This window comes from Acinetobacter sp. 129952 (genome assembly GCF_056642055.1).
Map to the genome: position 1 here is coordinate 240,948 of NZ_JBWVSU010000001.1, position 24,662 is coordinate 265,609.

A 24,662-nucleotide genomic window follows, 5' to 3' on the forward strand; every position below is an offset into this window, starting at 1 on the left:
AGCAAGTCATTCCCTTACTTTAACTGATTTTCAGCGGCTTTTTATGACCCGGAGTTCAGCATTTTCAGGCACAAATATCAATCTTCGAAACAGTTCTTTCTATACATGACGAATTAGTTCTGCCATTGTCGTGCGCTGTATTTCCATAATGCAATCACGCCCAATACTGTACCAATTGGAAAACTCAGCAACATCAGAATAGCCATTATTCTGGATAAAGTACGTCCTGAACCATTGCCCTGCTTCACCTTGATACTGGCCTGGATATTAAAAAACATCAGCAAGCCTAAAAGCACCACCACCACACCTAAACTCAGCATGGAAATACTGGATTGCTGATATTCAAGATATAAAAACAGCACTGTACTAAAACCAATCAGGCCGGCATAAATCCCATGTAACAGTGCCAGCGTTTCATTCTTAGCTTTAGGATTTAAATTAGGTAAAGGTGGAATGCGAGTCGCCATGCTTTTATTCCTGTTTTATCTGATTTTTAACTTTATTCGGCTGAATATAACCAATTTCTTCCGTTTTCAGCAGGATTCTGGTGAAAATCGTGCGATTTATGATTATTTAAGCCTATTGAATAGAGATTTTAAAACGAGTTTTTCTTTTCTAAAGCAAACCTAAATAAATTAATGATACAATTGATGCAATATGTATTTTTTCAGGCCACCAATTCTGGCGTGCCTATTTCATATCATTAGGATGAACAATGTCTGATAATGCAACTATCTTGCAGAATGTCCCAGTAGGTAAAAAAGTTGGTATTGCCTTCTCTGGTGGTCTAGATACTTCTGCTGCTCTTTTGTGGATGAAACAAAAAGGCGCTGAACCTTATGCTTACACAGCTAACTTGGGTCAGCCAGACGAAGACGATTACGATGCGATTCCAAAAAAAGCTGAAGCTTATGGCGCAGTAAAAGCACGTTTAATCGACTGCCGTTTACAGCTTGCATTAGAAGGTATTGCTGCAATTCAATGTGGCGCGTTCCATATTTCTACAGGTGGTATGCCTTATTTCAACACGACGCCATTGGGTCGTGCAGTAACTGGCACCATGCTGGTAACTGCCATGAAAGAAGATGATGTTAACATCTGGGGTGACGGTTCGACTTATAAAGGCAACGACATTGAACGTTTCTACCGTTATGGTTTATTGACCAATCCTGCGCTTAAAATCTACAAGCCTTGGTTAGACCAAACTTTCATTGACGAGCTGGGCGGCCGTGCAGAAATGTCACAGTTCCTGATCGACAATGGTTTTGACTATAAAATGTCAAAAGAAAAAGCTTATTCAACTGACTCAAACATGCTGGGTGCGACGCACGAAGCCAAAGATCTTGAATACCTGAATGCAGGCATCAAAATCGTTGAGCCAATCATGGGCGTTGCGTTCTGGAAAGATGACGTAGAAGTGAAAACTGAAGAAGTATCGATTACTTTTGAAGAAGGCTTCCCGGTTGCCATCAACGGTCAACGCATTGAAGATCCAGTTGAGTTCATTCTTGAAGCGAACCGCATCGGTGGCCGTCACGGTCTAGGTATGTCGGATCAAATCGAAAACCGGATCATCGAAGCGAAATCTCGCGGTATCTATGAAGCTCCGGGTATGGCGCTGCTTCACATTGCTTATGAGCGTCTGGTAACGGGTATTCATAACGAAGATACGATTGAACAATACCGCATTAACGGTTTACGTTTAGGTCGTTTGCTGTACCAAGGTCGCTGGTTCGATTCTCAAGCGCTTATGCTACGTGAAACTGCACAGCGTTGGGTCGCTAAAGCAGTTACCGGTACTGTAACGATCGAACTGCGTCGTGGTAATGACTACACCATTATGAATACTGAATCTCCGAACCTCACTTATGAAGCTGAGCGTTTGACTATGGAGAAAGGTGATTCTATGTTCTCGCCGATGGATCGTATTGGTCAGTTGACCATGCGTAACCTGGATATCACGGATACTCGTGCGAAACTGGGCATCTATACAGAGACTGGTTTATTGGCAGTTGGTTCAGCATCTGCAGTGCCACAACTAAAAGACAAAAACTAAGTTTTAGTCCTTTTTCGTTTCATAAAAAACCGCTCCTGATGAGCGGTTTTTTATTGAGGGTTCGTTTATTGATTGTAATAATCTCTAACCATTTGCGATATCTGAATTGACTGAACGAATGGACTGATAATAAATCTGGTTGCGTCCAAGCTGTTTGGCACGATATAGCGCCTGATCCGCGATTCCCAATAAGGCGTCTTTATCAATATCATCTTCACCACGATAGACGGTAATGCCTAAACTGATGGTGATATGTTTCGCAACCGAGGATTTTTCATGTGGAATTTCCAGACGATCAATCGCCTTAAAAATATTTGAAGCCACTGCATAAGCACCATGTGCATCCGTTTCTGGCAAGAGCACCACAAACTCTTCCCCGCCATAACGCGCGACAAAGTCCATATGACGGATCGCATTTTTGATGGTTTTGGCAATAGTCGAAATGACATCATCACCTTTCTGATGCCCATAAAAATCGTTGTAATTTTTAAAGAAATCTACATCGATAAACAGAATTGCCAATGCCGTTTCTTCACGATGTGCACGTTCGAAATGGACTTGCAGCGTCTCATCAAAAGTCCGTCGATTGGAAATCTTGGTCAGCTCATCGTACTGACTCAAATGTAATAATTCGTTGGTATGGATACGCTGGATCTGCTCACTGATTCTGGCGCGAATGCTATAGAGAAATATCACACGTTCACGGGCAAAAATCATATGGCTAATCACATAACCCAGCAAGCAACTTCCAATTAAAATCCGGCCAAAAACCATAGGATTAAATTCAACTGAAAGGCTAAACAATACAAGAATAGTAGTTGCCGCAGCGAGTAATCCGGTGACCAGCATCTGAATCGGTCTAATACCGGTCAGAATATAACCCAGGATATACACGATCGTGACTATGGCCATGGACTGATACTGCAAGGCATCAGTTTTAATCGACATGGTAATGCATGAAATTGACACCTGTATCCAGAACACCAACAGCATCGAAGCCTGCGGAAAAAAGCGCTTGATCTTGGGTAAACAGGAGAATATATAAAAAATGATTAATGACATGCCACCATTGAGCAGGCCCAGCATACACAGGACAAAATCATGTACGAAATATTCTTTGCTGATGCTCCAGTAATCTGTAGGAATCATCACCACCAAAAAAAGGAAATAGGCTAGTACTCCAGCCCACACATATTTTTCGACATGTTTGCGGGCGCGTTCCAGATTTTTGGTCCAGAATTCTTGTTCCAGATTTTGAGGGAAGACCGGGCCTACACGCTGGCTTTGCCGTGTAATCAGTTGTTCTATGTCTTCTTTATCATCTTGCAATTTCGCTAGATTGTACTTGTATTCCATTGCCAAGTATTTATGTAATTTTTTTATTAATTTTAAAATAACATACTTTTTAAAATTAATTTATACATATCCCTTATTTTGTAGCGCTTTCTCGTTACCATTTTTACTATAGATGGATTATCATTTGTTTTATTTGTTCGACTGAATTTGCCTTGAATACGATTACGATTCTCCAGCCAGATGATTGGCACGTTCACCTGCGTGATGGTTTAGCACTTCAACGTACCGTTCCCGATTTAGCCAAGCAGTTTTCTCGCGCCATTTGCATGCCAAATCTGGTGCCACCCGTTAAAACTGTCGAAGAAGCCAATGCCTACCGTGAACGTATCATGGCACATGTGCCTGAAGGGGTAAATTTCGACCCGCGTATGGTGCTGTATTTCACTGACAACACCCCGGCAAGCGAAGTTAAAAAGATCAAAGAATCTGCGCATGTCAATGCCATCAAGCTCTATCCTGCGGGTGCGACCACCAACTCCGATAGTGGTGTGAGCGATATGAGCAAAGTCTACGGCGTAATTGAACAGCTTGAAGAACACCAAGTGCCTTTATTGCTACATGGTGAAGTGACGCATAATCATGTCGATATTTTTGACCGTGAAAAGCGTTTCCTGGATGAAGTGCTGGCTCCCTTACTCAGACAATTTCCCAAGCTGAAACTGGTGCTCGAACACATCACCACCAGCGAAGCAGCAAACTTTGTACTTGAGCAAGACCGTAATGTCGCTGCAACCATTACGCCGCAACATTTATTGTTTAACCGCAATGACATGCTGGTTGGTGGGATCAAGCCGCATTTCTACTGCTTGCCGATTTTAAAACGTCAAACGCATCAGCAAACTTTGCTGGAAGTCGCAACCAGCGGTAATCCTAAATTTTTCCTGGGAACAGATAGCGCGCCGCATTCAAAAAATGCAAAAGAAAATGCGTGTGGCTGTGCAGGATGTTATAGTGCGCCGACTGCCATTGAGCTGTATGCTCAGGCATTTGATCAGGTGGGTAAAATTGAACGCCTGGAAGGTTTTGCCAGCCATTTTGGTGCAGACTTCTATGGCCTGCCACGTAATACCAATACCATTACCCTGGTTAAAGAAGATCAAGTAATCCCTGAAAGTTTAGACTATCTGGATGGTGAACAGATTATCCCACTGTATGCTGGTAAAACCATTCAATGGAGAAAAGTGTGACAAATGAAACGCTCCCAATCATTGGTCAACGTTTTCGTGGATTCTTACCTGTAGTTGTCGATGTCGAGACTGCAGGTTTTAATGCGCAGACTGATGCATTGCTGGAAATTGCGGCCATTCCGATTGTTTATAATGAGGAGGGTCAATTTGTGCCGGGTCAAGCTTACCATGCACATATCAATCCTTTCGAAGGGGCAAACCTCGACCGACGTTCGCTGGAGTTTATTGGGATCGATCCTTCTAATCCAATGCGAATCGCCATGGCCGAAGATGAGAAAACTGCACTCAAGCGCATTTTTAAATCGGTGAATGAAGTGCGTCGCCAGCAAAATTGTACCCATGCAGTTTTAGTCGGACACAATGCACATTTCGATTTAGGTTTTCTTCAGGCCGCGATTGCCCGTACCGGGACCAAAAACCAGAACCCGTTTCATAGTTTTTCTGTCTTCGATACAGTGACTTTAAGTGCGGTGATGTTTGGTCAGACTGTACTGGCGAAGTCCTGTATCCAAGCTGGAATCGAGTTTGATGGTAAAGAAGCCCATTCTGCATTATATGATACGCAGAAGACCGCTGAACTGTTTTGCTATATTTTAAACAAACTCGCACCTCACCTGTTTGACACTCTGGTGGCGGATCAATAAGATACCGCCATCTTCTAAACGTCCCTATCGTCTAGAGGCCTAGGACATCGCCCTTTCACGGCGGTAACCGGGGTTCGAATCCCCGTAGGGACGCCATCTATTTTTTCTCTTCTTTATATTTCTTTGATCAGCATCTTAAGCTGCTCAAGTCTTACGCTTTTACTAATTAATGAAAATAATTCTCATTACTATTGATTACCTTCTTAAATTTAATGATAATCACTTCCATTATCTTTCGCATATTCAACCCTTCTCATGCGTTTTGCTTATTCCCCACTTTCTATTACAGTTTTAACAGCTTTATCAACATCTAGTTTTGCAAAAGAATCAAATTATCAAGAGCCTGTTCTCAATGAAACAACGATTAAGTTCAACACAATTATTATCGAAGCTCAGCAAGAAAATGAAGTTGGAAAAACCATTTATTCAAAAGAAGATTTAGAAAAGACGCCGAATAGCTCAAAGAACATTACCGATTTTTTAAAAGTGAATCCGAATGTGCAGTTTAGTCAATCACAGTTAGCAGCAGGCTCACAAGGTGAAATTAAACCTGCCGAAATCTCTATAAATGGCGCACAAACCTTCCAAAACAATTTTATTGTGAATGGTGTTTCCAACAACTTACTTATTAATCCAGCAAATTCAAACACAAATACATTTCAAGATATCGGAACTGGCGCACAAGCTATGGCAGTGAACACTGACCTACTTTGTGAGCTTGAAGTATTAGATAGCAATGTGTCTGCCGCTTATGGTCAATTCACAGGTGGTGTTATAAATGCTAAAATATGCGCACCGCAAACAGAGATAGGTAAAATTCACGGTTCTATCACTTACGATTACACTGAAAGTGATTGGGCTCGCTACAACTCAATTTCACCTTTAGAAGAAAGTAAATTTGAAGAACCTACAGATGACTACCAAAAGGAATATACCAAACAAGGTGTAAGCACCAATATTTATGGGAAGCTCTCGAATGATTGGGGCTTTAATGCTTATGCTTCTCAAAGAGAGTCCATTATTCCAGTCAAAAGTGGCTTTGAAACACCTAAAACAATTGATCAAGAACGACATATCTCAAATCTTGGTGCAACATTATTTTATACACCAAACGCCTCAACCAAAGCGAAGTTTGGTTTGGATTATGGATTGCTGGACAGTTTGAGCTATGTGGACAGCAATCGTGATTCGGGAAGTACCACTGAAACCGAAACACTTACATTATTCTCTGAACTCGAACACCAATTCAATCTAGGTACTCTCGTACATAAACTTAATTTCCAAAACTCGGCGACACAACGCATTGCAGATAATAACTACAGTATGCATTGGTACTACGCCGAAGGAAGTAAAGATTGGAATAATACCGATGTAGTTCGAGAGGGCGCCATCATGGGAGAAATCAAACAACTCCAAGACGTTCTCTCTTACGACCTACAAGCCAATATAGACCCATTTAAAGTTGGTCAATCCCAACACAACATGACTCTAGGTGCGGGTTATAGCCATGCTCATGTTGAGTGGAAACGAGCCGAGGATGTTTTACTCGCGACAAAGATCAACTTAAAAGAACTTGGCAAAGATACTACCTGCCTTCAAAGTGACCCATATTGTGATGATAAACTAACGATAAATGGTTGGAATGGACAATATATCGCTGGTGGAACTCTGTACAAAGCTGGTGATATCAAAGCTCAGCAAGATCGCCTAAATATATTTATTGAAGATAATATTCAGTGGAATGATCAATTTTCAACACGCCTTGGTGTTCGTGCTGATTATGACTCTTTGAGTAGTAATATCAATATTTCCCCTCGCAGTCGTCTCTCTTACAAACCCTTTAGTAATGATCAATTGCATTTATCCGCTGGGTGGAATCGCTACTATGGTCAGCAAACGTTAGGTACAGAGCTGAATGAAATTCAAAATGATTTGCTCTACAAACTGTCACGTGAAAACCCACATGCGACTTGGGTAGAAACACAAACTGCACTATCCAGCGGTGCGCGTAGTTCAGCGCTCAATACCCCTTTCAGTGACGAGACTGTTTTAGGCCTGAATACACAAATCCAGAATTGGGATCTAGGGCTAAAATGGGTCAATCGTAAATATCAGGATGAAATATCAAAAACTAAAGTTACTCCTTTAGATGGATCAAAATTCTTCTACGAATATAACAATGATGGAAGTGGCAAAGCTGACATCTACACCTTAACCCTTAAAAATCGTCAACCGATCGCACTGGGGGATAGCCAACATTTATTTGCCTTGGGATTTGATACAGTGAAGTCTTCCGCAGTTATGTAGATTACACTTCAGCCTATGATCAAGCCACTCAAGATGAATGGGTCTCTTATGATGGTCAAATTATCCGTTGGTCAGACCGCCCTGCCCCAAACTTTAACCAACCATGGACCGCACGAGTAAACTGGGATATTACATTCGATACACTGCCTGTACGTATTTCAAACTTCTTTAGCTATAAAAACAGTTACGATGATATGGTTGTAGTCTCCAATAAAAATGACAAAGTCGAGTATAAAGGTGAACTGCTTGACACCTATTTAGCCTCTGAAATTAAACCCAAATTTAAATGGGATATGCGCACCACCTATGATTGGGAAATTTCAAAAGATTTAAGGGCAATTTTTGGTTTAACCATTAACAATGTAACCAATCGCGTGAATACCTATACAACAGGCTCGACCTCAAATGATAGACCACGTGTGATGACTGAAATCGGCCGCCAATTTATTGCGGATGTTACTTTTAAATTCTAGAGCCTGAATAGGTACATGCTGCTGCTCTTTTTAATTTGCTTAGGCTATAATTAATGCGATTTCATATTTTGCCTTTGTATCATGTTAAAAAAGATCTTACTGGTTTTACTGATTTTAGCCCCATCCGCACTATATCTCTATATCGTCAACCGTGATGATAACCACACTGTGGAGACTGAAACAGTGTCAACGCCAACTGAAAACTCTCAGCCTGAGCAATATCAAACTCCAGATCACTAAGTTTTAGTGATCTTTTCAAATATTTATTTTTTATAGTCCTGAAATCTGTTCAGAAAATAACATTTTAATAAAATAAAGTTTTTGTTTTGCCTAATGTTTAAACTGTTAAATGAATTTTAGCAAAAACCCTTTTGACAAAACCCGGCTTAGTCCTTAATATACGCATCACCTCGCAACGTCCCTATCGTCTAGAGGCCTAGGACATCGCCCTTTCACGGCGGTAACCGGGGTTCGAATCCCCGTAGGGACGCCATCTATTGATCTCATACGATCAGACCTTATTCGAAATTACCATTATTCGATTGCAGATTTGTAGTTTTTCACTACAATAGCTCGCTTCATTCCTTTGAAGTATTTCTTATTTCCTATGCACTCATCTCCGAATGATGCTACGCATCAGGGCAATTCTGCGCCTTTAAAACGCGCTATGAGTACTCGACATCTGGTCATGATTTCGCTTGGTGGCGCAATCGGAACAGGCCTATTCTTAGGGTCGGGTGAAGTCATTGCACAAACGGGGCCTGTAGGTGCCATTCTCGCTTATCTCCTGGGCGGTATTATCGCGTACATGGTGATGCTATGTTTGGGCGAACTTGCCGTTCATATGCCAGAATCTGGTTCATTTGGTGCTTATGCCAAACGTTATATTGGACCAGGCACAGGCTATACCATCACCTGGTTATACTGGCTGACATGGTCGGTCACTCTCGGAACTGAATTTACTGCAGCGGCTTTGCTGATGCAGGAATGGTTCCCGGACATTTCTATGTGGTTATGGACCATTATCTTTGGTGTATTCGTATTTAGTCTCAATATGATTTCGACCCGCTGGTTTGCCGAATCCGAATTCTGGCTGGCACTGGTAAAAGTGGTCACGGTTGTTGCTTTTATTCTTTTAGGTCTATTGGCCATCTTTGGTGTTCTGGGCTATCAAGGCTATGAAGCTGCGCCTTTATTTACCAATCTAACTGCACAAGGCTGGTTCCCTGAAGGTCTATTCCCGATTTTTGCTACGATGCTGATTGTGAACTTTGCCTTCTCTGGTACCGAGCTGATTGGTGTGGCTGCCGGTGAAACTGAAGATCCTGCGAAAAATGTTCCTAAAGCAATTAATACTGCGATTTTCCGCTTATTAATTTTCTTTGTAGGTACCATTATCGTGGTAACAGCCTTACTTCCGCATCAGGAAGCAGGCTTAGCTGCTGAAGGCGTGAGTAGCAGTCCATTCGTAACCGTATTCCAGCACATTGGTATCCCATATGCTGAAGACATCATCCGCTTTGTAATTATCACTGCATTGTTGTCTGCTGCCAACTCAGGTCTATTTGCTGCTTCTCGTATGATGTGGTCATTGTCATACAGCAAACAGTTGCCTGCCGTAATCTCAAGACTGAATGCTCGCGGTGTACCGTATATTGCAGTCATGGTGACTATGCTAGGTGCATTGCCAGGTTTATTGTCTGAACAGTTTGCGCCAGAGACGATCTTTACCAACTTGCTGGGCGTTGCAGCGTTTACCATGGTGGTGGTCTGGATGAGTATTTGCTTAAGCCAGTTCAACTTCCGTCGTCAATGGTATAAACAGGGTCATACGGCCAAAGAACTGGGCTTTGCTGCACCATTGTTCCCGATTGTACCAATCCTGGGCTTTGTGTTCTGTTTTATTACCTGTATCAGTATGGTCTTTGATCCATCAATGCGTATCAGCTTCATAGGCTGTCTGCTATTTATTGCAGCGTGTTATGCAAGTTATTATGCCTTTTATCACAACAAGTCTTAATCATCAGTTTTAAAAGAGCGGCTCCGGCCGCTCTTTTTTTATCTATAATATAACCATAGTGGGCAGCCTTAAGGGTGCGTCGATGAAAATTGTGTTTATTCACAGCATGAACAAGCAACAATATACGGCTACTTCATTACGTCAACATTGGCTGCATCTCTTCAAAACAGGCCTTCAGAAAAACCTACAACAGCAAGCCCGTTTTACTTATTTAAAACGGCATATCCGTATCCCTTTTTATGGCGATTTACTTTCTCGGCATCATTTTCATAACGTCTTGAATGCCAGCACCCTGATGCCGCAACAGTGGCCGCATTTCCCTTTTTTACATCCCGCACAGCTGCAACCGGCATCGCCACCAGACCAGTGTACCTATCAAATTTGTGACGTCCCGCAGTCGAATATTGATGATGTCCTGAATTTCAATCAAAAACTGAAATTCATTACAGCATTAAGCAAAGATATTGCCTTGCGGGATTTTGCGGTACTCATCAATTATTTTCCCAGCTTACATGCCAGCTTTTTGCATAAGTTTTGCTGGAAACTTATCTTTATTTGGCCAACCCGGATTTTATGCAGGAAGTTCACCGCCGCATTCATGATCAACTCTATAGCAGCAGGCCACAGATTCTGGTGGCACATTCGCTTGGCAGCGTGATTGCCTATAATTATTTGATTCAGCATCCGGAGCTGAATATCAAGCGTTTTATTACTCTTGGATCACCGTTGGCATTTCGGGTCATCCAGGCTCATCTGCCGCAACCGATTGTACGACCTGCTGCAATTTCAGGCGATTGGATAAATTTCTATTGTAGCGATGACTTTCTGACTGCCTTTCCATTATCAGAACCACCCTTCCAGCTTCAGCCTGCGATTATTAATCAGGAGATTCATACCTCCATTTATCATCCGCATGATATTGATGGTTATATTCAGCATCCAGACGTCATTAAAGCGCTACTGGAATTGCTATAAGACTCACGTCAAACTCTAAATTCAACTTTTACCGTTCCATTCATATTCTTCTTCTATTCAGTAAAATCTTTCATCCAAACCTACCAATTTACTGCTTTTTCTGCCTTTTTTATAAATATACGGATGTGTGTTAATGATTGTTTTATCAAAGATAATTTACACATTAACGCCACAAAAAGTGCAGCTTGGCTTGCCGCAATTTTCTCTATACTGTGAATATATAGATCGACCTCCGTGAGGTATCGATGAAAGTTATTTTTATTCATGGAATGAACCAGCAACATCACAGTGCTGCATCGATTCGCCAGCGCTGGCTGCATATACTTCAAAAAGGCATTCGCAAACACCGTCATGATGCCAGATTTAGTTATTTACGACGTCATATTCACATTCCATTTTATGGAGACTTGCTTTCACACTATAACGTTCGCAACATCCTGAATGCTGGCACCTTAATGCCCCAGCAATGGCCCAGCTTTCGTTTCCGTCAACCTGTCCATCCTCAGCTTCCTGCACCAGTTCCACGTCCTGGCTGGCGCAAGCCCGTGATTTCAGATCTTCCTCAGCTTCATCTGAATGAGCCGATGGATTTCAAACAGAAATTCAAATTTATTACTACGCTAAGCAAAAATGTTGCACTGCGAGACTTTGTATTATTGCTGAATTATTTTCCCAGTTTGCATCGGAGCCTGCTTCAAAAATTTCTGATTGAAACCTATCTGTATCTCGACAATCCTGCTTTCATGAAGGAAGTTCATGAACGGATTGCCCGGCAATTGAATGGTCGCAAACCTTGTATTGTGATTGCTCATTCTCTGGGCAGTGTGATTGCCTATAATTATCTTATTCAGCATCCTGGACTGAATGTACAGCGTTTTATTACCCTCGGATCGCCATTAGCCTTCCAGGTGATCCAGTCACATTTACCGCAACCCATTGTCCGACCTGCTGCAATTACAGGCGACTGGATAAATTTCTATTCAACTGATGATTTTCTTACCGCCTTTCCTCTTACACAACCGCCATTTCAGTTTCAACCCGCCATTATTAACCACGGCATTCGTACCCATATTCACCGCCCGCATGACATTACCGGCTATTTACTGCATCCGCAGGTGGTAAAAGCAATTCTGGAATTGCTTAAAAATCCAGCTTAAACCATGTAATTTTCAAGTATTTCCACAAGATTGTTTTAAATTTACGCACTCAATCCAGAAAATCATTTTTTTTATGGAAATGCGTTTGACACCCCTCTGTTTTCACCCTATTATACGCCCACCTCTGAAACGTCCCTATCGTCTAGAGGCCTAGGACATCGCCCTTTCACGGCGGTAACCGGGGTTCGAATCCCCGTAGGGACGCCAATTTTCAGAAGTACATTTTATTAAGTCCCTATCGTCTAGAGGCCTAGGACATCGCCCTTTCACGGCGGTAACCGGGGTTCGAATCCCCGTAGGGACGCCATTACTTCAAGCTAAAAGTAGCGGTTTTAAAATTTATCTTCTGTACTGTCCCTATCGTCTAGAGGCCTAGGACATCGCCCTTTCACGGCGGTAACCGGGGTTCGAATCCCCGTAGGGACGCCATATTCGAGATGGCAACATCTCAACAAAAAGCCCGAGCATTGCGACTCGGGCTTTTTTTTATCTTGCAAATTTTATTTCTCGAATCTTTAAACCCTGTTTTTATCATTCGTTCAAATCTAGCTCTCTTTCTGGGGGGTGCCATCCCATTCTTAATTTTACAATTTGTATTGTTTTAACATTTCTATGCATAGAAATATCCGTTCATTTTCATTTAAAGCAATACACCAATAAATTAGAACAAAAATTCAACACCCTGCTTTTAGAGGGCACGTTAAGGTAAATCAAGAGAAATCTGCAAGGATCAGATTATGTTCGTCAGCACAGAGCTAAGTTTACCTTTATCGCCAAATAAAAATCATAATTATCAAATTAAAAGCTTTAAGGATTGGGTCGACTTTTTTCAAGATACTGAAATTTCGACATATACCAAAACCGAAAAAGCCGACTCTTATTTGAGCGATCTGATTAAAAATTTAAATATTGATACTCTCGGATGGTTGGATCAGCCTGCACAGGTTGAACAGCATCTTTTAGAACAACATCATCAGGTTTGTGCGACTTTCCAGACCTATGTCAATCGCCGGAAACAGCAACAGCCCCGGGAATATTTTCCGACGGTTTCTCATGCTTTCGAATTCCTGGCGAAAGTTGCACCGGTTAAACTGGTCGATGGTGCTTGGTTGTATTCAACCGTGCCAAACTGTAATCAGCCCGAGTTGAAAGATTTGATTTACATCTATCTCGAAGAGCTTGGTTTAGGGCATCCGCGTGCCAATCATGTCACCATGTATCAGGACCTGTTGAGTCATTATGAGCTGAACAGTTATGCCGAGCATTTGGATGACAGTTACTACGAACAGGCTGCCGTACAGCTCGCACTGGCTTATGCCCCGGCCAAATACCTACCTTTGGTCATTGGCTTTAATCTCGGCTATGAACAGTTACCGCTGCATCTGTTAATCACCAATTATGAACTGGCTGAACTGGGTATCGATCCACATTATTTCAATGTGCACATTACTATTGATAATGCTCACAATGGTCATGCGCAGAAATCCCTGCAAGCATTTATCCAGCATTTTAATCATGCAGAAAACCCGGAAACTTATCTGGAGCTGATTAAAAAAGGCTATGTCCTGAATGACATCGGCAAAAGTTCTTCTCAGATTATTAAGGAACTGGACATTGAACAGATGGCTTTAAAAGTGTTCCAGAATAAAGCGCTGATTGGTCAATATATTCATAATCAGAAATGCCAGTTTAGTGGCAAGACCATCAATGACTGGTTATCCGATCCTGCCCAGATTGCCGAGTTTTTGCAGGTCATGATTGAAAAAGGCTGGATCGTAAAAGATGCACCAGTGGAACAAAGCCGTTTCTGGAAAATGATAGATCATCCGGAAGGTAAAATGTTTGGGGTCTTTAATGCGACCGAAAAACAGATTATTAGAGACTGGATTCAGGGGGCAGGCTTAGCAACTCGCCTATCGTCACGTAGTGCAACTCCTTCACAGGCAAAAATTGAACCTACAATGAGCCGCATGGACCAGCAGCGCTTAAATCAGTTAAAAAGCCGTTTCATACGCTGTGAAGGTGCTGAACAGAAAATTGATTTACTGATTCCTTATACTGCACCGCATATGCATCACACCGAAATAGGCTTGTGGGCGACTCGTCAGTTAAGCCAGTTATTATTTCCTTTTCAGACCCAGGCGATGCATTATTCCTAAAGCACCCCTAGTGCCAGAAATTAAAAAACCGGACATTTGCAGTGTCCGGTTTTTTTTAATATAAATTAAGCCGATTTTCGCGAGTTTAATTGTCCCTTGATCACCGCTTTGACATTGCCTTTCAGATACTGCAAAAAGACTTTTAGTGGTGACAGTTTCGGATTAGGCTGCTTGCCTTTGGCAATTTCCTTAAACTGCGCGGCATACCAGATGATTTCCATAATCGCCATCTTGTCGACCATTGGAATACCGGTTTTAATTTTCTCAACCGCATAACGTACATCATGCCCTGCAACCAGACGATTGCCCAAGTCAGGTTCTACCGCAAAGGGACGTGCAATCCCGACAAAATCACAAGCACCACTGTCAAGCGCGGCATTCATGCCTTCAACAGTTCGGAATCCACCAGTGACCATGATATGGCACTTCACTTCCTGACGGATTTTTTCGGCAAAATCGAGGAAATAGGCTTCACGAGCAATGGTCGAGGCCTTGCGCTTGTCTGCTTTCACGCCGGCCATCGCAGGTGCTTCATAGCTACCACCTGACACTTCAATGATATCAATGCCTGCCGCGTCCATCGCTTTAAAGACATAGATGACATCTTCTTCGCTAATACCGCCGCGCTGGAAATCAGCTGAATTCAGCTTAACCGAAATAATAAAATTTTCCGAAGTCGCAGCACGAACAGCCTGATAGGTTTGCAGCAAGAAACGGGTACGATTCTCAATACTACCACCCCATTGATCCTGCCGCTTATTGGTCAGCGGTGACAGAAACTGACTGATCAGATAACCATGTGCACCATGTAACTGCACCCCCTCAAATCCTGCTTTTTCACAGATGGCAGCCGAAGTGGCAAAGCGCTGGATAATATCCAGGATTTCATCTTCACGCAATTCCCGTGGGGTTCCAAAGCTCATGGCCAAAGCCGGACTAAATGGGACTGCGGACGGTGCAACCGTTTCTTTATTCAGACCTTTGGGACACTGACGCCCCGGATGTGACAACTGGACCAGTTGTACCATATCATGTTGTTTGCCTACGTCAGCCCAGACTTTGAGCTGCGCCAGATCGCGTTCTGTTTCTACCACTACGACGCCCGGTTCATTCTTGGCACGATAATCCACCATGACATTACCCGTAATAGCACAACCCAAGCCACCTTCGGCCCATGCTTCATACAACTTGAAATGCGCCTGATTGGGTTGGCCGGCATCATTGGCCAGTGCTTCACTCATGGCACCTTTAATGATGCGGTTTTTAAAAGTGATATTGCGAATTTGAATGGAATCGGCCAATTGAGTCATGATCTGTCCTGATACGTTACTTTTATTTTGTACTCGTTTATAACGTAAGCCAGAACAATTGACAATCAGTCTTGTCAAATTTACACAATTTTTATCTGCTTATTTTTTCATAGTTAAAGATTTTTGTGATTTAGTTTCTTGGATCAAAAGCATCCCGTACTGCTTCTCCCATATAGATCAGCAAACTCAGTACAATCGCCAAACTAAAGAATCCCGACAATGCCAGCCACGGCGCATTTAAGTTGTTTTTGGCCTGAAGCAAGAGTTCCCCTAGGGATGCCGAATCGGGTGGCAAACCATACCCTAAAAAATCCAGCGCTGTCAGTGCAGTAATATTGGCGGTTAGCATAAAAGGTAACTGTGACAGGCTAGAACCTATCACATTGGGGAGAATATGTTTGAACATGATCCGTCCATCCCCGGCCCCGATACTTTTTGCTGCCCAGACATATTCCAGATTTCTGGCGCGCAAAAACTCAGCGCGCACCATACTCACCAGTGTGGTCCAGCCAAATAACAGCATGATCAGAAATAGCCAGTAAATACTCGGGGTAAACAGACTGACCAGTACCATCACCATAAACAGCATCGGCAAACCGCTCCAGACTTCGAGTATGCGTTGCCCGATCAGGTCAATCCATCCACCATAATAACCCTGAATTGCCCCTGCTAAAATTCCCAACGCTGCAGACAATAAAGTCAGAGCAAAACCAAACAGTAATGAAATCCTTAAGCCATATAGAATCCGTGCCAGAACGTCACGGCCCTGGTCATCTGTTCCCAGCCAGTTTTGCGCACTCGGGGGCGAAGGCACTGGTTTAGCCAGTTCAAAATTTGGCGTTTGATAGGAAAACGGAATGATGGGCCAGATCGCCCAGCCTTTTTCTGCAATCAGTTGCTGTACAACGGGATCTTTATATTCTGCTTCTGTCTCAAATACTCCACCAAACGTGGTTTCCGGATAGGATTTCAGGATGGGCAGATAAAAAGCATGATCATATTTCACCAGCAAGGGCTTATCGTTAGCAATTAGTTCTGCACCCAAGGAAATGATGAAAATAGCACTGAAAATAATGAAGCAGCTAAAGCCCAGCTTATGCTGCTTAAAACGTTGCCAGCGTGCTTGCATCAAGGAAGACATTATTGTGATCCTCGACGTGAACTGAAATGAATCCTTGGATCAATCAGTTGATAGAGCAAATCGCTGAGTAAACGCAGTATCAGACCGAGCAAGGTAAAGATAAACAAAGTACCAAAAATCACCGGATAGTCACGCTGAATAATCGCCTCAAAGCCTAAAACACCCAAGCCATCCAGATTAAAGATAATCTCGATGAACAGGTTGCCCACGAAAAACACCCCGATCAGAACTTCGGGCAAACCTGCGATAAGCACTAAAATGGCATTCCGGAATACATGCCGATACAGCACTGCATGTTCAGTTAAACCTTTGGCTCGCGCAGCCAGGACATATTGTTTGCTCAGCTCTTCCACAAAAGAAAATTTGACCAGATAGGTCAAACTGGCAAATCCGCCGAGCACCATGGCCAACAGCGGCAAGGCCATATGCCAGAAATAATCATGAATTTTCGCAAAGAATGAGAGTTCAGCAAAATTTTCAGAGCGAATGCCCTGCAAGGGAAACCAGTGCAGATAAGACCCGCCAGCAAAAAAAACGATAAGTAAAATGGCAAAAATAAAGGCTGGAATGGCATAGCCCACGGCCAACATTAGAGAGGTGGTCTGATCAAACAGACTGCCATGTTTGCGGGCTTTACTGATCCCTAAAGGAATGGAGACCAGATAAATCAGCAAGGTACTCCACAAGCCTAAAGAAAGCGATACTGGCAATTTTTCCCAAATGAGTTCAGTCACAGGCTTGTCTTTGAAAAAACTCTGCCCCAGATCAAACTGCGCATAACGCGCTACCATTTCCCAAAAGCGGATATGCAGCGGCTGGTCAAAGCCGTACTGGATATTGATCTGCTCAAGCATCTCCGGTGTGAGACCTTGCTTTCCCTGATACTGCAATCCGGTATGCGCCAAACCATTCACCTGTTGCGCCTGATAAATCGCCTGCTCCACCGGACCACCGGGGGCCAGCTGGATCACCATAAAATTGATCAGCAAAATGATCAGCAAGGTTGGAATCATCAGCAACAGACGTTTGAGAATATAAGTGCTCATGGCACTCCCTGATAGGCTTGGAGCTTAATGCTGTTTGAAATAATCAGCCACATGTCTGGCCTTTGCCGCATCGACCCACCAGTAATCAATCCCGGCGGAGAGTTTAGGTTTTCGTTGCGGCTGCTGATATATATTCCAGTAAGCATACCAGTATTCGCCCGTACCATAAGTCAGAATATGATAATAGCCTGCACGCAGTAAACGGTCTAATGCTCGGGTACTATTCACCAGCTGTTCACGGTTTTGAGCCTGAGTCACCTGCTGAATGACAGCATCAATGGCCGGATTTCGAATGCCGGCATAATTATAATTACCTGGCTGCGTGGCGGCCTGACTGCCCCAGAACTGTTTCTGCTCCTGCCCCGGAGTCAGGGATTGCGGCATGGTATCGACAATCATATCAAACTGATAATTCCGCAGCCGTTCATAATATTGCGCGGTTTCTACCATACGAATGCTGGCCTGAATGCCCAAGCGTTTTAAATGACGTAGATATGGCATCAGATCACGCTGTTGCTCCGCCTGATGCAACAGGAACTCAATCTGTACCGGTTGACCCGCAGCATTGACCAACTTCCCCTGTTGATAACGATAGCCTGCCTTTAATAGCAATTGACGGGCTTTTAACAGATTGTTCCGGTTAAAACCGGAGGCATCTGACTGAGGATATTTCCAGTCCTGCAGTACAGCCTGACGTTGAACCGGATCAAGCTGCTTTAAATGGGGTTTTAAAATGTGCAGTTCTTGAATGCCTGGCCGTCCATGAGATGCAAGCTCGCTATTGGAAAAAAAGCTGTTCAGGCGCTGATATTCACCATAGAACATGGCTTTATTCAGCCATTCAAAGTCATAGGCAAAACTCAAGGCTTGGCGGAAACGGATATCGGCAAAAGGCTGACGGCGGGTATTGAATATCAGACTATGGGTCGGAATCGGGTTGTGATGCTGAAAGCGGTAACGCTGCACCTGTCCTTGCCGAACGGCGGGAAACTGGTAGTCTTTCACCCAGCGGTTGACCTGTTTTTCCTCATGCAAGGTAAATTGGCCCGACTTGAAAGCTTCGAACTTGATTTCAGGACTACGATAATAACGATACTTGATCCGGTCAAAATTATAACGCCCGCGGTTGACCATCAAGTCTTTTCCCCAGTATCCGGGATTACGTTTGTAGCTAATACTACGTCCAGCATCTATGTGTTCAATGACATAAGGCCCTGAACCCAGCATCGGTTTCAGCGTCAATTCTTTAAAATTACGCTTTTGCCATTCCTGTTTAGAATAAATGGGCATCTGCGCGACAATCATCGCCATTTCCGGATTATGTCCGGATTTAAAATGCATTTTGACCTGTAAAGGTGACAGGACTTCCAGCCGGTTTAAATCAGCTAGATACATTTGCAGGCCAAAATTGGACTGGGTCTGAAACAACTCAAAACTGTATTTGACATCTTGTGCAGTCACCGGCTGGCCATTGCTAAACCGTGCTTTGGGATTTAAATGAAAAATAATAAAGGCAGTTTTCTTGGGGTCAAAACTGACTTTTTCCGCCAGCAAAGGATAGTACACACCGGGCTCATCCAGTGACTTGGACAGCAAACTGTCAAAAATATAGTTGCCCCCTTCAGTGACATTGCCCTTGCCATTCATGCTGTTTAAATTATCGAAACTGCCATCAGCTGCTAGAATCAGCGTACCGCCTTTCGTTGCTTGCGGATTGGCATAAGGCAGGGATTTGGCCTGGGCATATTTCGGCTGGTTATATAGCGCGATATATGGGGTGGTGATCAGGGCTGCCCAACTGCTACTCACGAGCAGCGGGGCTAGCCAGATCAACCTGAAAGTTTTAAATAAATGAGCGAATCTCATGATCCATTCATTAATTCGGTACTTTAATCACATCACCAATACGCAATTGTGTATTCGGTTTGAGATCATTCATTTCCGCCAGTTCATTGCTGTTCACGCCATAACGTGAGGCCAAACCGATTAAGGTATCACCGCGTTTGACCTTATAATCCGTCACCAGTTTTGGAATCTGAATGGTTTGACTGACACGCAATCCTGCGCGTGGGCTCAGATTATTTAACTGAGCCAGGTCGGTCACGCTTATGCCTAAACGGCTGGCAATTGCATTCAAGGATTCACCTGATTTTACCGTATAGGATTCAGTTGCCTTAGAAGCTACAGGCTTAGCTGCCACTTTCACGTCTTCAACTTTTTTATCTGCCGGAAAGTCACCCTCAATTTTTAAACGCTGACCAATACGCACTGTGCTATTGGTATTCAGGCCGTTCAAATCTGCCAGATATTGCAGTTGTAAATGATACTGACGTGCAATAGAGCTTAAGGTTTCCCCTGACTTCACCACATGCGAATCCGATTTTGTATTCTTGACCGCAGTTTCCGCGACCACTTCACTTACCGGTTCTGTCACGTCACCACTCAGTTTCAGACGCTGCCCCACTCGCAAACCTGCATTACGTGACATGCCATTCAGGCTCGCCACCTGGTCCATTGACAAATTATATCTTGCGGCAATACCGGTCAGCGTATCACCCGATTGAACCGTATAGGTTTCAGGGATTTGACTGCCGCCTGGAATCTTGATGGTCTGACCTATACGTAAACCACTATTGGCAGACAACCCATTCAGTGCAGCCAGTTCAGAAACACTCAGCTTGCTTTGACTGGCAATGCTATACAGGGTTTCACCGCGTTTGACCTGATAGTTTTCAGTCGCAGTCTGATCGACTTTGACATTTTCAAACTTCTGCTCAGTTTTCTGGCTAGATGCCGTTAGCCCTTCAACTTCCTGAAGTGGTACATTGATTTTCTGTCCCACCATCAGACTGCTACCGGCAGTCAGACCTGAAGTCAAGGATGCCAGTTCAGCATTTGAAAGCCCATAACGATCGGCAATCAGTTTCAGATACTCACCACGTTTCACTGTATAGGATTTGGTCTGAACCTTGACAGTTTCAGCTTTTTTCGTGTCTTCAACTTTGGCTTTGGACTGCCCTGTATCTTTCAATGACAGCTTTTGCCCAACAAACAGACCGCTATTACTATTCAGTCCATTAAAATCAGCCAGTTGTTTCACGCTAAAACCAAACTGGGTCGCTACGCTAGTCAGAGAGTCATTGGCCTGAACGACATAAGTTTCCGGCTTTTCTTTGGCTTTGCTGGCTTCCTGTACCGGTTTGGCATCATACAGATAAATGGTGGTGCCCACATACAGTGGAGAATTTGGATCAATCTGGTTCCATTTCGCCACATCACGCCAGTTCACCCCATTTTTAGCCGCAATCATTGCCAGATTATCACCTGGTAACACCTTATAGGTACTGCGTTTGCCTTTTGGAGCGACCACCACCACTTCAGAATCCGTCTTGACGTAATTTTTGCCCTGATTTAGCTTGGCTTCAACCGAGTTCGCAGTGGTATTGTCAGCAACTTCTTTTGGATAAGAGAAGCCTTTGGTGAGCTCTTTGCCTTGCTGCTCAGCCACAGACAGGCTGGTTTGAATGGCAGTCAGCTTGATTTTACCGTCATAAGGATCAACAATTTCTGTGCCAGCCGGCGCCAATGCTTTCAGCTCTTCAACCACTTGGGCCTGTTCTGCCGGTGTTGCAACAGGCTGCAGAATTTCATCTACAGTTTTCTGAATATCCTGTGCGATGACCGCCTGCTGAACTTGCTGACGCTCAGCTGCCGAAATCGGTGGTTCGACCTGAATCTGTTTCGCTGGCGCTGCAGGTGTTACAGCTACCGGAATACGCGGCGCACTTGGAATTGGCAAATCACTTTGTGCCGCAAAACTGGCCAAGGCAGATGAGCCTTTAGGCGTCGAAATCTTTTTCGTAGTCTGGGTCACAGTATTTGCCGTTGTCGCGGTACTTACCGCTGCTGTGACGACAGGTGGCGTACTTGCAGCTTTAGCCGGAGTCGTTGTTTTAGCAACGGTCGTTGCAGGCTGATTACTAACAACCGCTGGCGGAGTCTGTTTAGAAGGCGTAATCGTTTTCGTATTTAATTCTGGCGGTGCAGCTCTGGTGGGCACCACTGTCGTCGTATTTCGCGGCAGGCTGCTCGTGTTACTCGCCCATAAACCACCTGAACCGGATAATTTTTTCAGCTTCTCATCCACTGAAGGACTTAAGTCAGCAGGAATCAGAATACGGCGCGGACTTGCAGGATCAATATGATCACCACGATGACCCGGGTTTAATTGATACAGTTCTGCACGGCTCAAACCGGTAATCGCTGCAATTTCATTTAAACTGGCAACACCGACCGGTACTTCACGGAAATGCGGACGGTTGGCAATCGGTGGCAAACTCACCCCATAACTGCCCGGATTTTTAATAATTTGTGCAACCGCCAGGAAACGTGGCACGTAACTCATGGTTTCTTGTGGTAGTTTCAATGACCAATAATCGGTAGGCAGACCTGCAGCTTTGTTACGGTTAATCGCCTGCTGGATACGGCCTGGGCCGGCATTATAAGAAGCGAGCGCCAATTCCCAAGAACCAAACTGGTTATACAGACTGCCTAAAAATTCATAGGCTGCACGGGTAGATTCCACCACATCACGACGACCATCGTATAAAGCAGTCTGCTTTAGACCATAAATGCGGCCGGTACTTGGAATAAACTGCCATAAACCTGCTGCCGCCGCACTACTGGTCGCTGCCGGGTCATAAGAACTTTCAATAATCGGTAACAGTGCCAACTCGGTCGGCATGCCACGGCGTTCTGCTTCTTTTACTGTGTAATATAAATAACGTGATGCACGCGCACTTAAACGATCCAGATAAGGCTGACGTGAAATAAACCAGCCACGCTGCGCATCAATCCGCGGATTCCAGACACTTAAGTCCATCTTGAAACCTACGGTCATGCGTTTCCAGACATCACCATGTTTCAGAATCTGTAAACGGTCGCCTTCGACTGCACGCATATCCGTTGCAGAGAGTAAATCTTCGAGTCCATCCAGACTGCTGGCATCCAGATATTGTGATCCAACCTGCTTGCTTGATGCTGTTTGGGTCGCACTTTGTGTAGATGAACAGCCCGTCAGTCCTAGAGAAGCAAGCGCAGTTCCCAGTACAGAATATTTTAAAAATGTAGGTAATGTCGGCTGCCACAAAATTGCGGTTGGTTTATACATAAAGAAATCCAAACAACTCGTATATAAATTTATTTTTTAGATATGCCATTGTAGTGAAGCATGTCGAAGACTCAAGCCAATAATTTACCGCGATTTCACGTTAAATGTTACAAGAAATTAAAAAATCCCGGACATATAGATTGATCGACTGCATTTGCGCTATACAATAAGCCTTCCAGCTTGTTCTATTTTGATCGGATTTCATCTATGTCACACACTATCACACTTTATGTTGATGGCGCCTGTCGCGGCAACCCGGGTTTAGGCGGCTGGGGTGCGTACATTGTTAATGGCCAACAAGAACACAAAATTTATGGCGGTGAAGATCATACTACCAATAACCGCATGGAGCTGACGGCTGCGATTGAAGGGATTCTGTTTTGTGACAAGCAAGACAAACTGGTGATCTATACCGATTCCAAGTATGTCAAACAAGGCATTACCGAATGGATTCATGGCTGGAAAAAGAAAAACTGGAAAGATGTCAAAAATCCGGATCTTTGGCAAAAACTCGATGAAGTCTGTCAGGGACGTGAGATCGAATGGCACTGGGTCAAAGGTCATGCTGGACATCCGGGCAATGAAATGGCCGATCAGCTGGCCAATCTGGGTGCTGATGAAACCCTGAAAAAATCCAAGCAAAGCCCTTCAATCTCTGAAGATAAAAAAAAATCTGAACCCGACTGGTTGCTAGACGATCCATTTGGTCTGGATCTGGCCGATAGTGAAGAAGAGCTGGAAGAACTGCCCGAAACCATCATTGAAGTGATGGTTGAAGAAATTGTACAGACTGAAGTTTTAGCAACGGACAGCAATGAAGATGCTTCATCTTCAGACGCATCTGCCTCGACTGAGATACATCCGCAAATTGTCATTACACCGGCCAAGTTACAGCTGCATGGCCCACGACAACTGATTCTGGATACTGAAACCACCGGTTTTTATTATCAGGATGGTGACCGGATTATTGAAGTCGGCGCGCTGGAAATGATTAACCGCAAACTGACCGGCAGCTCGATTCATATTTATATCAATCCGAAAACACCGGTCGGCGATTCTGTGAATGTCCACGGGATCACCGACGAATTCCTGCAAGACAAACCGCTGTTTGAAGAAATTTCTCAAGTGCTGTTTGACTATTTACACGGCGCGGAAATTATTGCGCATAACGCAACCTTCGATATGAACTTCCTGGATATGGAATTCAAACGTGCAGGTTTTAAAGCACTCTCCGAGGTTTGTGACGTCACCGATACCTTGGCACTGGCCAAGTCCAAGCATCCCGGGCAGAAAAATTCGCTGGATGCCTTAGTGCGCCGTTACGAGATTCCACAACGTGACCGTACTTTCCACGGTGCCTTGCTCGATGCGGAAATCCTGTCCGATGTTTATCTGGCGATGACCGGTGGACAGGTGTCTTTTGATATCGATGCCCTGTCCCAGTCTAAAGACCAGAACAGCCGTTCAGGGATGGCCAGAGTTGAAATTGAATTACCGGTGATTCTCCCGTCAGAACAGGAATTACAGGAACATGAGAATTGGGTCAAACAATTCGAAGAAAAACATGGAACTGCTTGCCTTTTCGCGAAATAAAATCTACATTTCCGGGGATACTTTAGGTTTAAAACTATCGTTCTTCAGTTATAGTAAATACAAAGAGG

The 24,662-nt window shown here is 43.9% G+C and carries 17 protein-coding genes, 5 tRNA genes and 1 pseudogene; 16 read left to right on the forward strand and 7 right to left on the reverse strand.

What is annotated here, in order from left to right:
• Positions 1–113 precede the first annotated feature (113 nt).
• Complete coding sequence (locus AC1IR0_RS01180) at positions 114–467, reverse strand: hypothetical protein (RefSeq protein ID WP_479741107.1); 354 nt, start codon at positions 465–467, stop codon at positions 114–116.
• Between the two features lie 248 nt (positions 468–715).
• On the opposite strand from AC1IR0_RS01180, the gene argG reads away from it, so the two are divergent.
• Positions 716–2,056, forward strand: coding sequence for an argininosuccinate synthase (gene argG, locus AC1IR0_RS01185; RefSeq protein WP_479741108.1), 1,341 nt, complete (start codon positions 716–718; stop codon positions 2,054–2,056).
• A gap of 84 nt (positions 2,057–2,140) precedes the next feature.
• Here the strand turns inward: argG and AC1IR0_RS01190 are convergent, their stop codons facing one another.
• On the reverse strand, positions 2,141–3,412 hold the full coding sequence (locus tag AC1IR0_RS01190; protein ID WP_184412560.1) for a GGDEF domain-containing protein: 1,272 nt from the start codon (positions 3,410–3,412) through the stop codon (positions 2,141–2,143).
• Positions 3,413–3,564: 152 nt separating this feature from the next.
• Here AC1IR0_RS01190 and pyrC point away from each other — a divergent pair, with 152 nt between their 5' ends.
• From pyrC to AC1IR0_RS01260, 14 genes and pseudogenes are all read left to right on the forward strand, one after another.
• A complete protein-coding gene (gene pyrC / locus AC1IR0_RS01195; RefSeq protein WP_004279558.1) occupies positions 3,565–4,599 on the forward strand; it encodes a dihydroorotase in 1,035 nt (344 codons plus the stop codon).
• Entirely contained in the window at positions 4,584–5,243 is a 660-nt protein-coding gene (gene rnt, locus AC1IR0_RS01200; protein ID WP_479741109.1) for a ribonuclease T, read from the forward strand. The genes pyrC and rnt overlap by 16 nt, the downstream gene beginning before the upstream one ends.
• 20 nt (positions 5,244–5,263) lie before the next feature.
• Positions 5,264–5,339, forward strand: a tRNA-Glu gene (locus tag AC1IR0_RS01205).
• Positions 5,340–5,498: 159 nt separating this feature from the next.
• Positions 5,499–7,550, forward strand: coding sequence for a TonB-dependent receptor plug domain-containing protein (locus AC1IR0_RS01210; RefSeq protein ID WP_479741110.1), 2,052 nt, complete (start codon positions 5,499–5,501; stop codon positions 7,548–7,550).
• Positions 7,551–7,744: 194 nt separating this feature from the next.
• A complete protein-coding gene (locus tag AC1IR0_RS01215) occupies positions 7,745–8,023 on the forward strand; it encodes a hypothetical protein (protein WP_252513908.1) in 279 nt (92 codons plus the stop codon).
• An 81-nt stretch (positions 8,024–8,104) separates the two neighbouring features.
• Positions 8,105–8,263 carry a hypothetical protein gene (locus AC1IR0_RS01220; RefSeq protein ID WP_479741111.1) on the forward strand — a complete coding sequence of 53 codons (159 nt, stop codon included), beginning with the start codon at positions 8,105–8,107 and terminating at the stop codon, positions 8,261–8,263.
• Between the two features lie 177 nt (positions 8,264–8,440).
• Positions 8,441–8,516: transfer RNA gene (locus tag AC1IR0_RS01225), tRNA-Glu, on the forward strand.
• A gap of 114 nt (positions 8,517–8,630) precedes the next feature.
• Positions 8,631–10,043, forward strand: a complete 1,413-nt coding sequence (locus AC1IR0_RS01230; protein WP_479741112.1) for an amino acid permease — start codon at positions 8,631–8,633, stop codon at positions 10,041–10,043.
• 82 nt (positions 10,044–10,125) lie between these two features.
• Positions 10,126–11,018, forward strand: a pseudogene (locus AC1IR0_RS01235) (alpha/beta fold hydrolase).
• Between the two features lie 245 nt (positions 11,019–11,263).
• Positions 11,264–12,175 carry an alpha/beta fold hydrolase gene (locus AC1IR0_RS01240; RefSeq protein ID WP_479741113.1) on the forward strand — a complete coding sequence of 304 codons (912 nt, stop codon included), beginning with the start codon at positions 11,264–11,266 and terminating at the stop codon, positions 12,173–12,175.
• Positions 12,176–12,306: 131 nt separating this feature from the next.
• Positions 12,307–12,382 (forward strand) — tRNA-Glu (locus tag AC1IR0_RS01245).
• A gap of 24 nt (positions 12,383–12,406) precedes the next feature.
• Positions 12,407–12,482, forward strand: a tRNA-Glu gene (locus AC1IR0_RS01250).
• Between the two features lie 46 nt (positions 12,483–12,528).
• A tRNA-Glu gene (locus tag AC1IR0_RS01255) sits at positions 12,529–12,604 on the forward strand.
• A 308-nt stretch (positions 12,605–12,912) separates the two neighbouring features.
• The gene (locus AC1IR0_RS01260; RefSeq protein WP_253146168.1) at positions 12,913–14,334 is read left to right on the forward strand and encodes an iron-containing redox enzyme family protein; all 1,422 of its coding nucleotides are present in this window, start codon (positions 12,913–12,915) and stop codon (positions 14,332–14,334) included.
• 65 nt (positions 14,335–14,399) lie between these two features.
• Here the strand turns inward: AC1IR0_RS01260 and AC1IR0_RS01265 are convergent, their stop codons facing one another.
• From AC1IR0_RS01265 to AC1IR0_RS01285, 5 genes are all read right to left on the reverse strand, one after another.
• Positions 14,400–15,644, reverse strand: a complete 1,245-nt coding sequence (locus AC1IR0_RS01265; RefSeq protein WP_479741114.1) for an NADH:flavin oxidoreductase/NADH oxidase family protein — start codon at positions 15,642–15,644, stop codon at positions 14,400–14,402.
• A gap of 130 nt (positions 15,645–15,774) precedes the next feature.
• On the reverse strand, positions 15,775–16,785 hold the full coding sequence (locus AC1IR0_RS01270) for an ABC transporter permease (protein WP_479741115.1): 1,011 nt from the start codon (positions 16,783–16,785) through the stop codon (positions 15,775–15,777).
• The gene (gene yejB, locus AC1IR0_RS01275) at positions 16,785–17,831 is read right to left on the reverse strand and encodes a microcin C ABC transporter permease YejB (protein WP_479741116.1); all 1,047 of its coding nucleotides are present in this window, start codon (positions 17,829–17,831) and stop codon (positions 16,785–16,787) included. Before yejB ends, AC1IR0_RS01270 begins: the two co-directional genes overlap by 1 nt.
• Positions 17,832–17,855: 24 nt before the next feature.
• Positions 17,856–19,697: an extracellular solute-binding protein gene (locus AC1IR0_RS01280; RefSeq protein ID WP_479741117.1), complete on the reverse strand. Its 1,842-nt coding sequence runs from the start codon at positions 19,695–19,697 to the stop codon at positions 17,856–17,858.
• Between the two features lie 10 nt (positions 19,698–19,707).
• Positions 19,708–23,001: a LysM peptidoglycan-binding domain-containing protein gene (locus AC1IR0_RS01285; RefSeq protein WP_479741118.1), complete on the reverse strand. Its 3,294-nt coding sequence runs from the start codon at positions 22,999–23,001 to the stop codon at positions 19,708–19,710.
• A 207-nt stretch (positions 23,002–23,208) separates the two neighbouring features.
• On the opposite strand from AC1IR0_RS01285, the gene dnaQ reads away from it, so the two are divergent.
• Positions 23,209–24,594 (forward strand): DNA polymerase III subunit epsilon, encoded by a 1,386-nt coding sequence (gene dnaQ / locus AC1IR0_RS01290; protein ID WP_409666256.1) that lies wholly within the window; start codon positions 23,209–23,211, stop codon positions 24,592–24,594.
• Positions 24,595–24,662 lie beyond the last annotated feature (68 nt).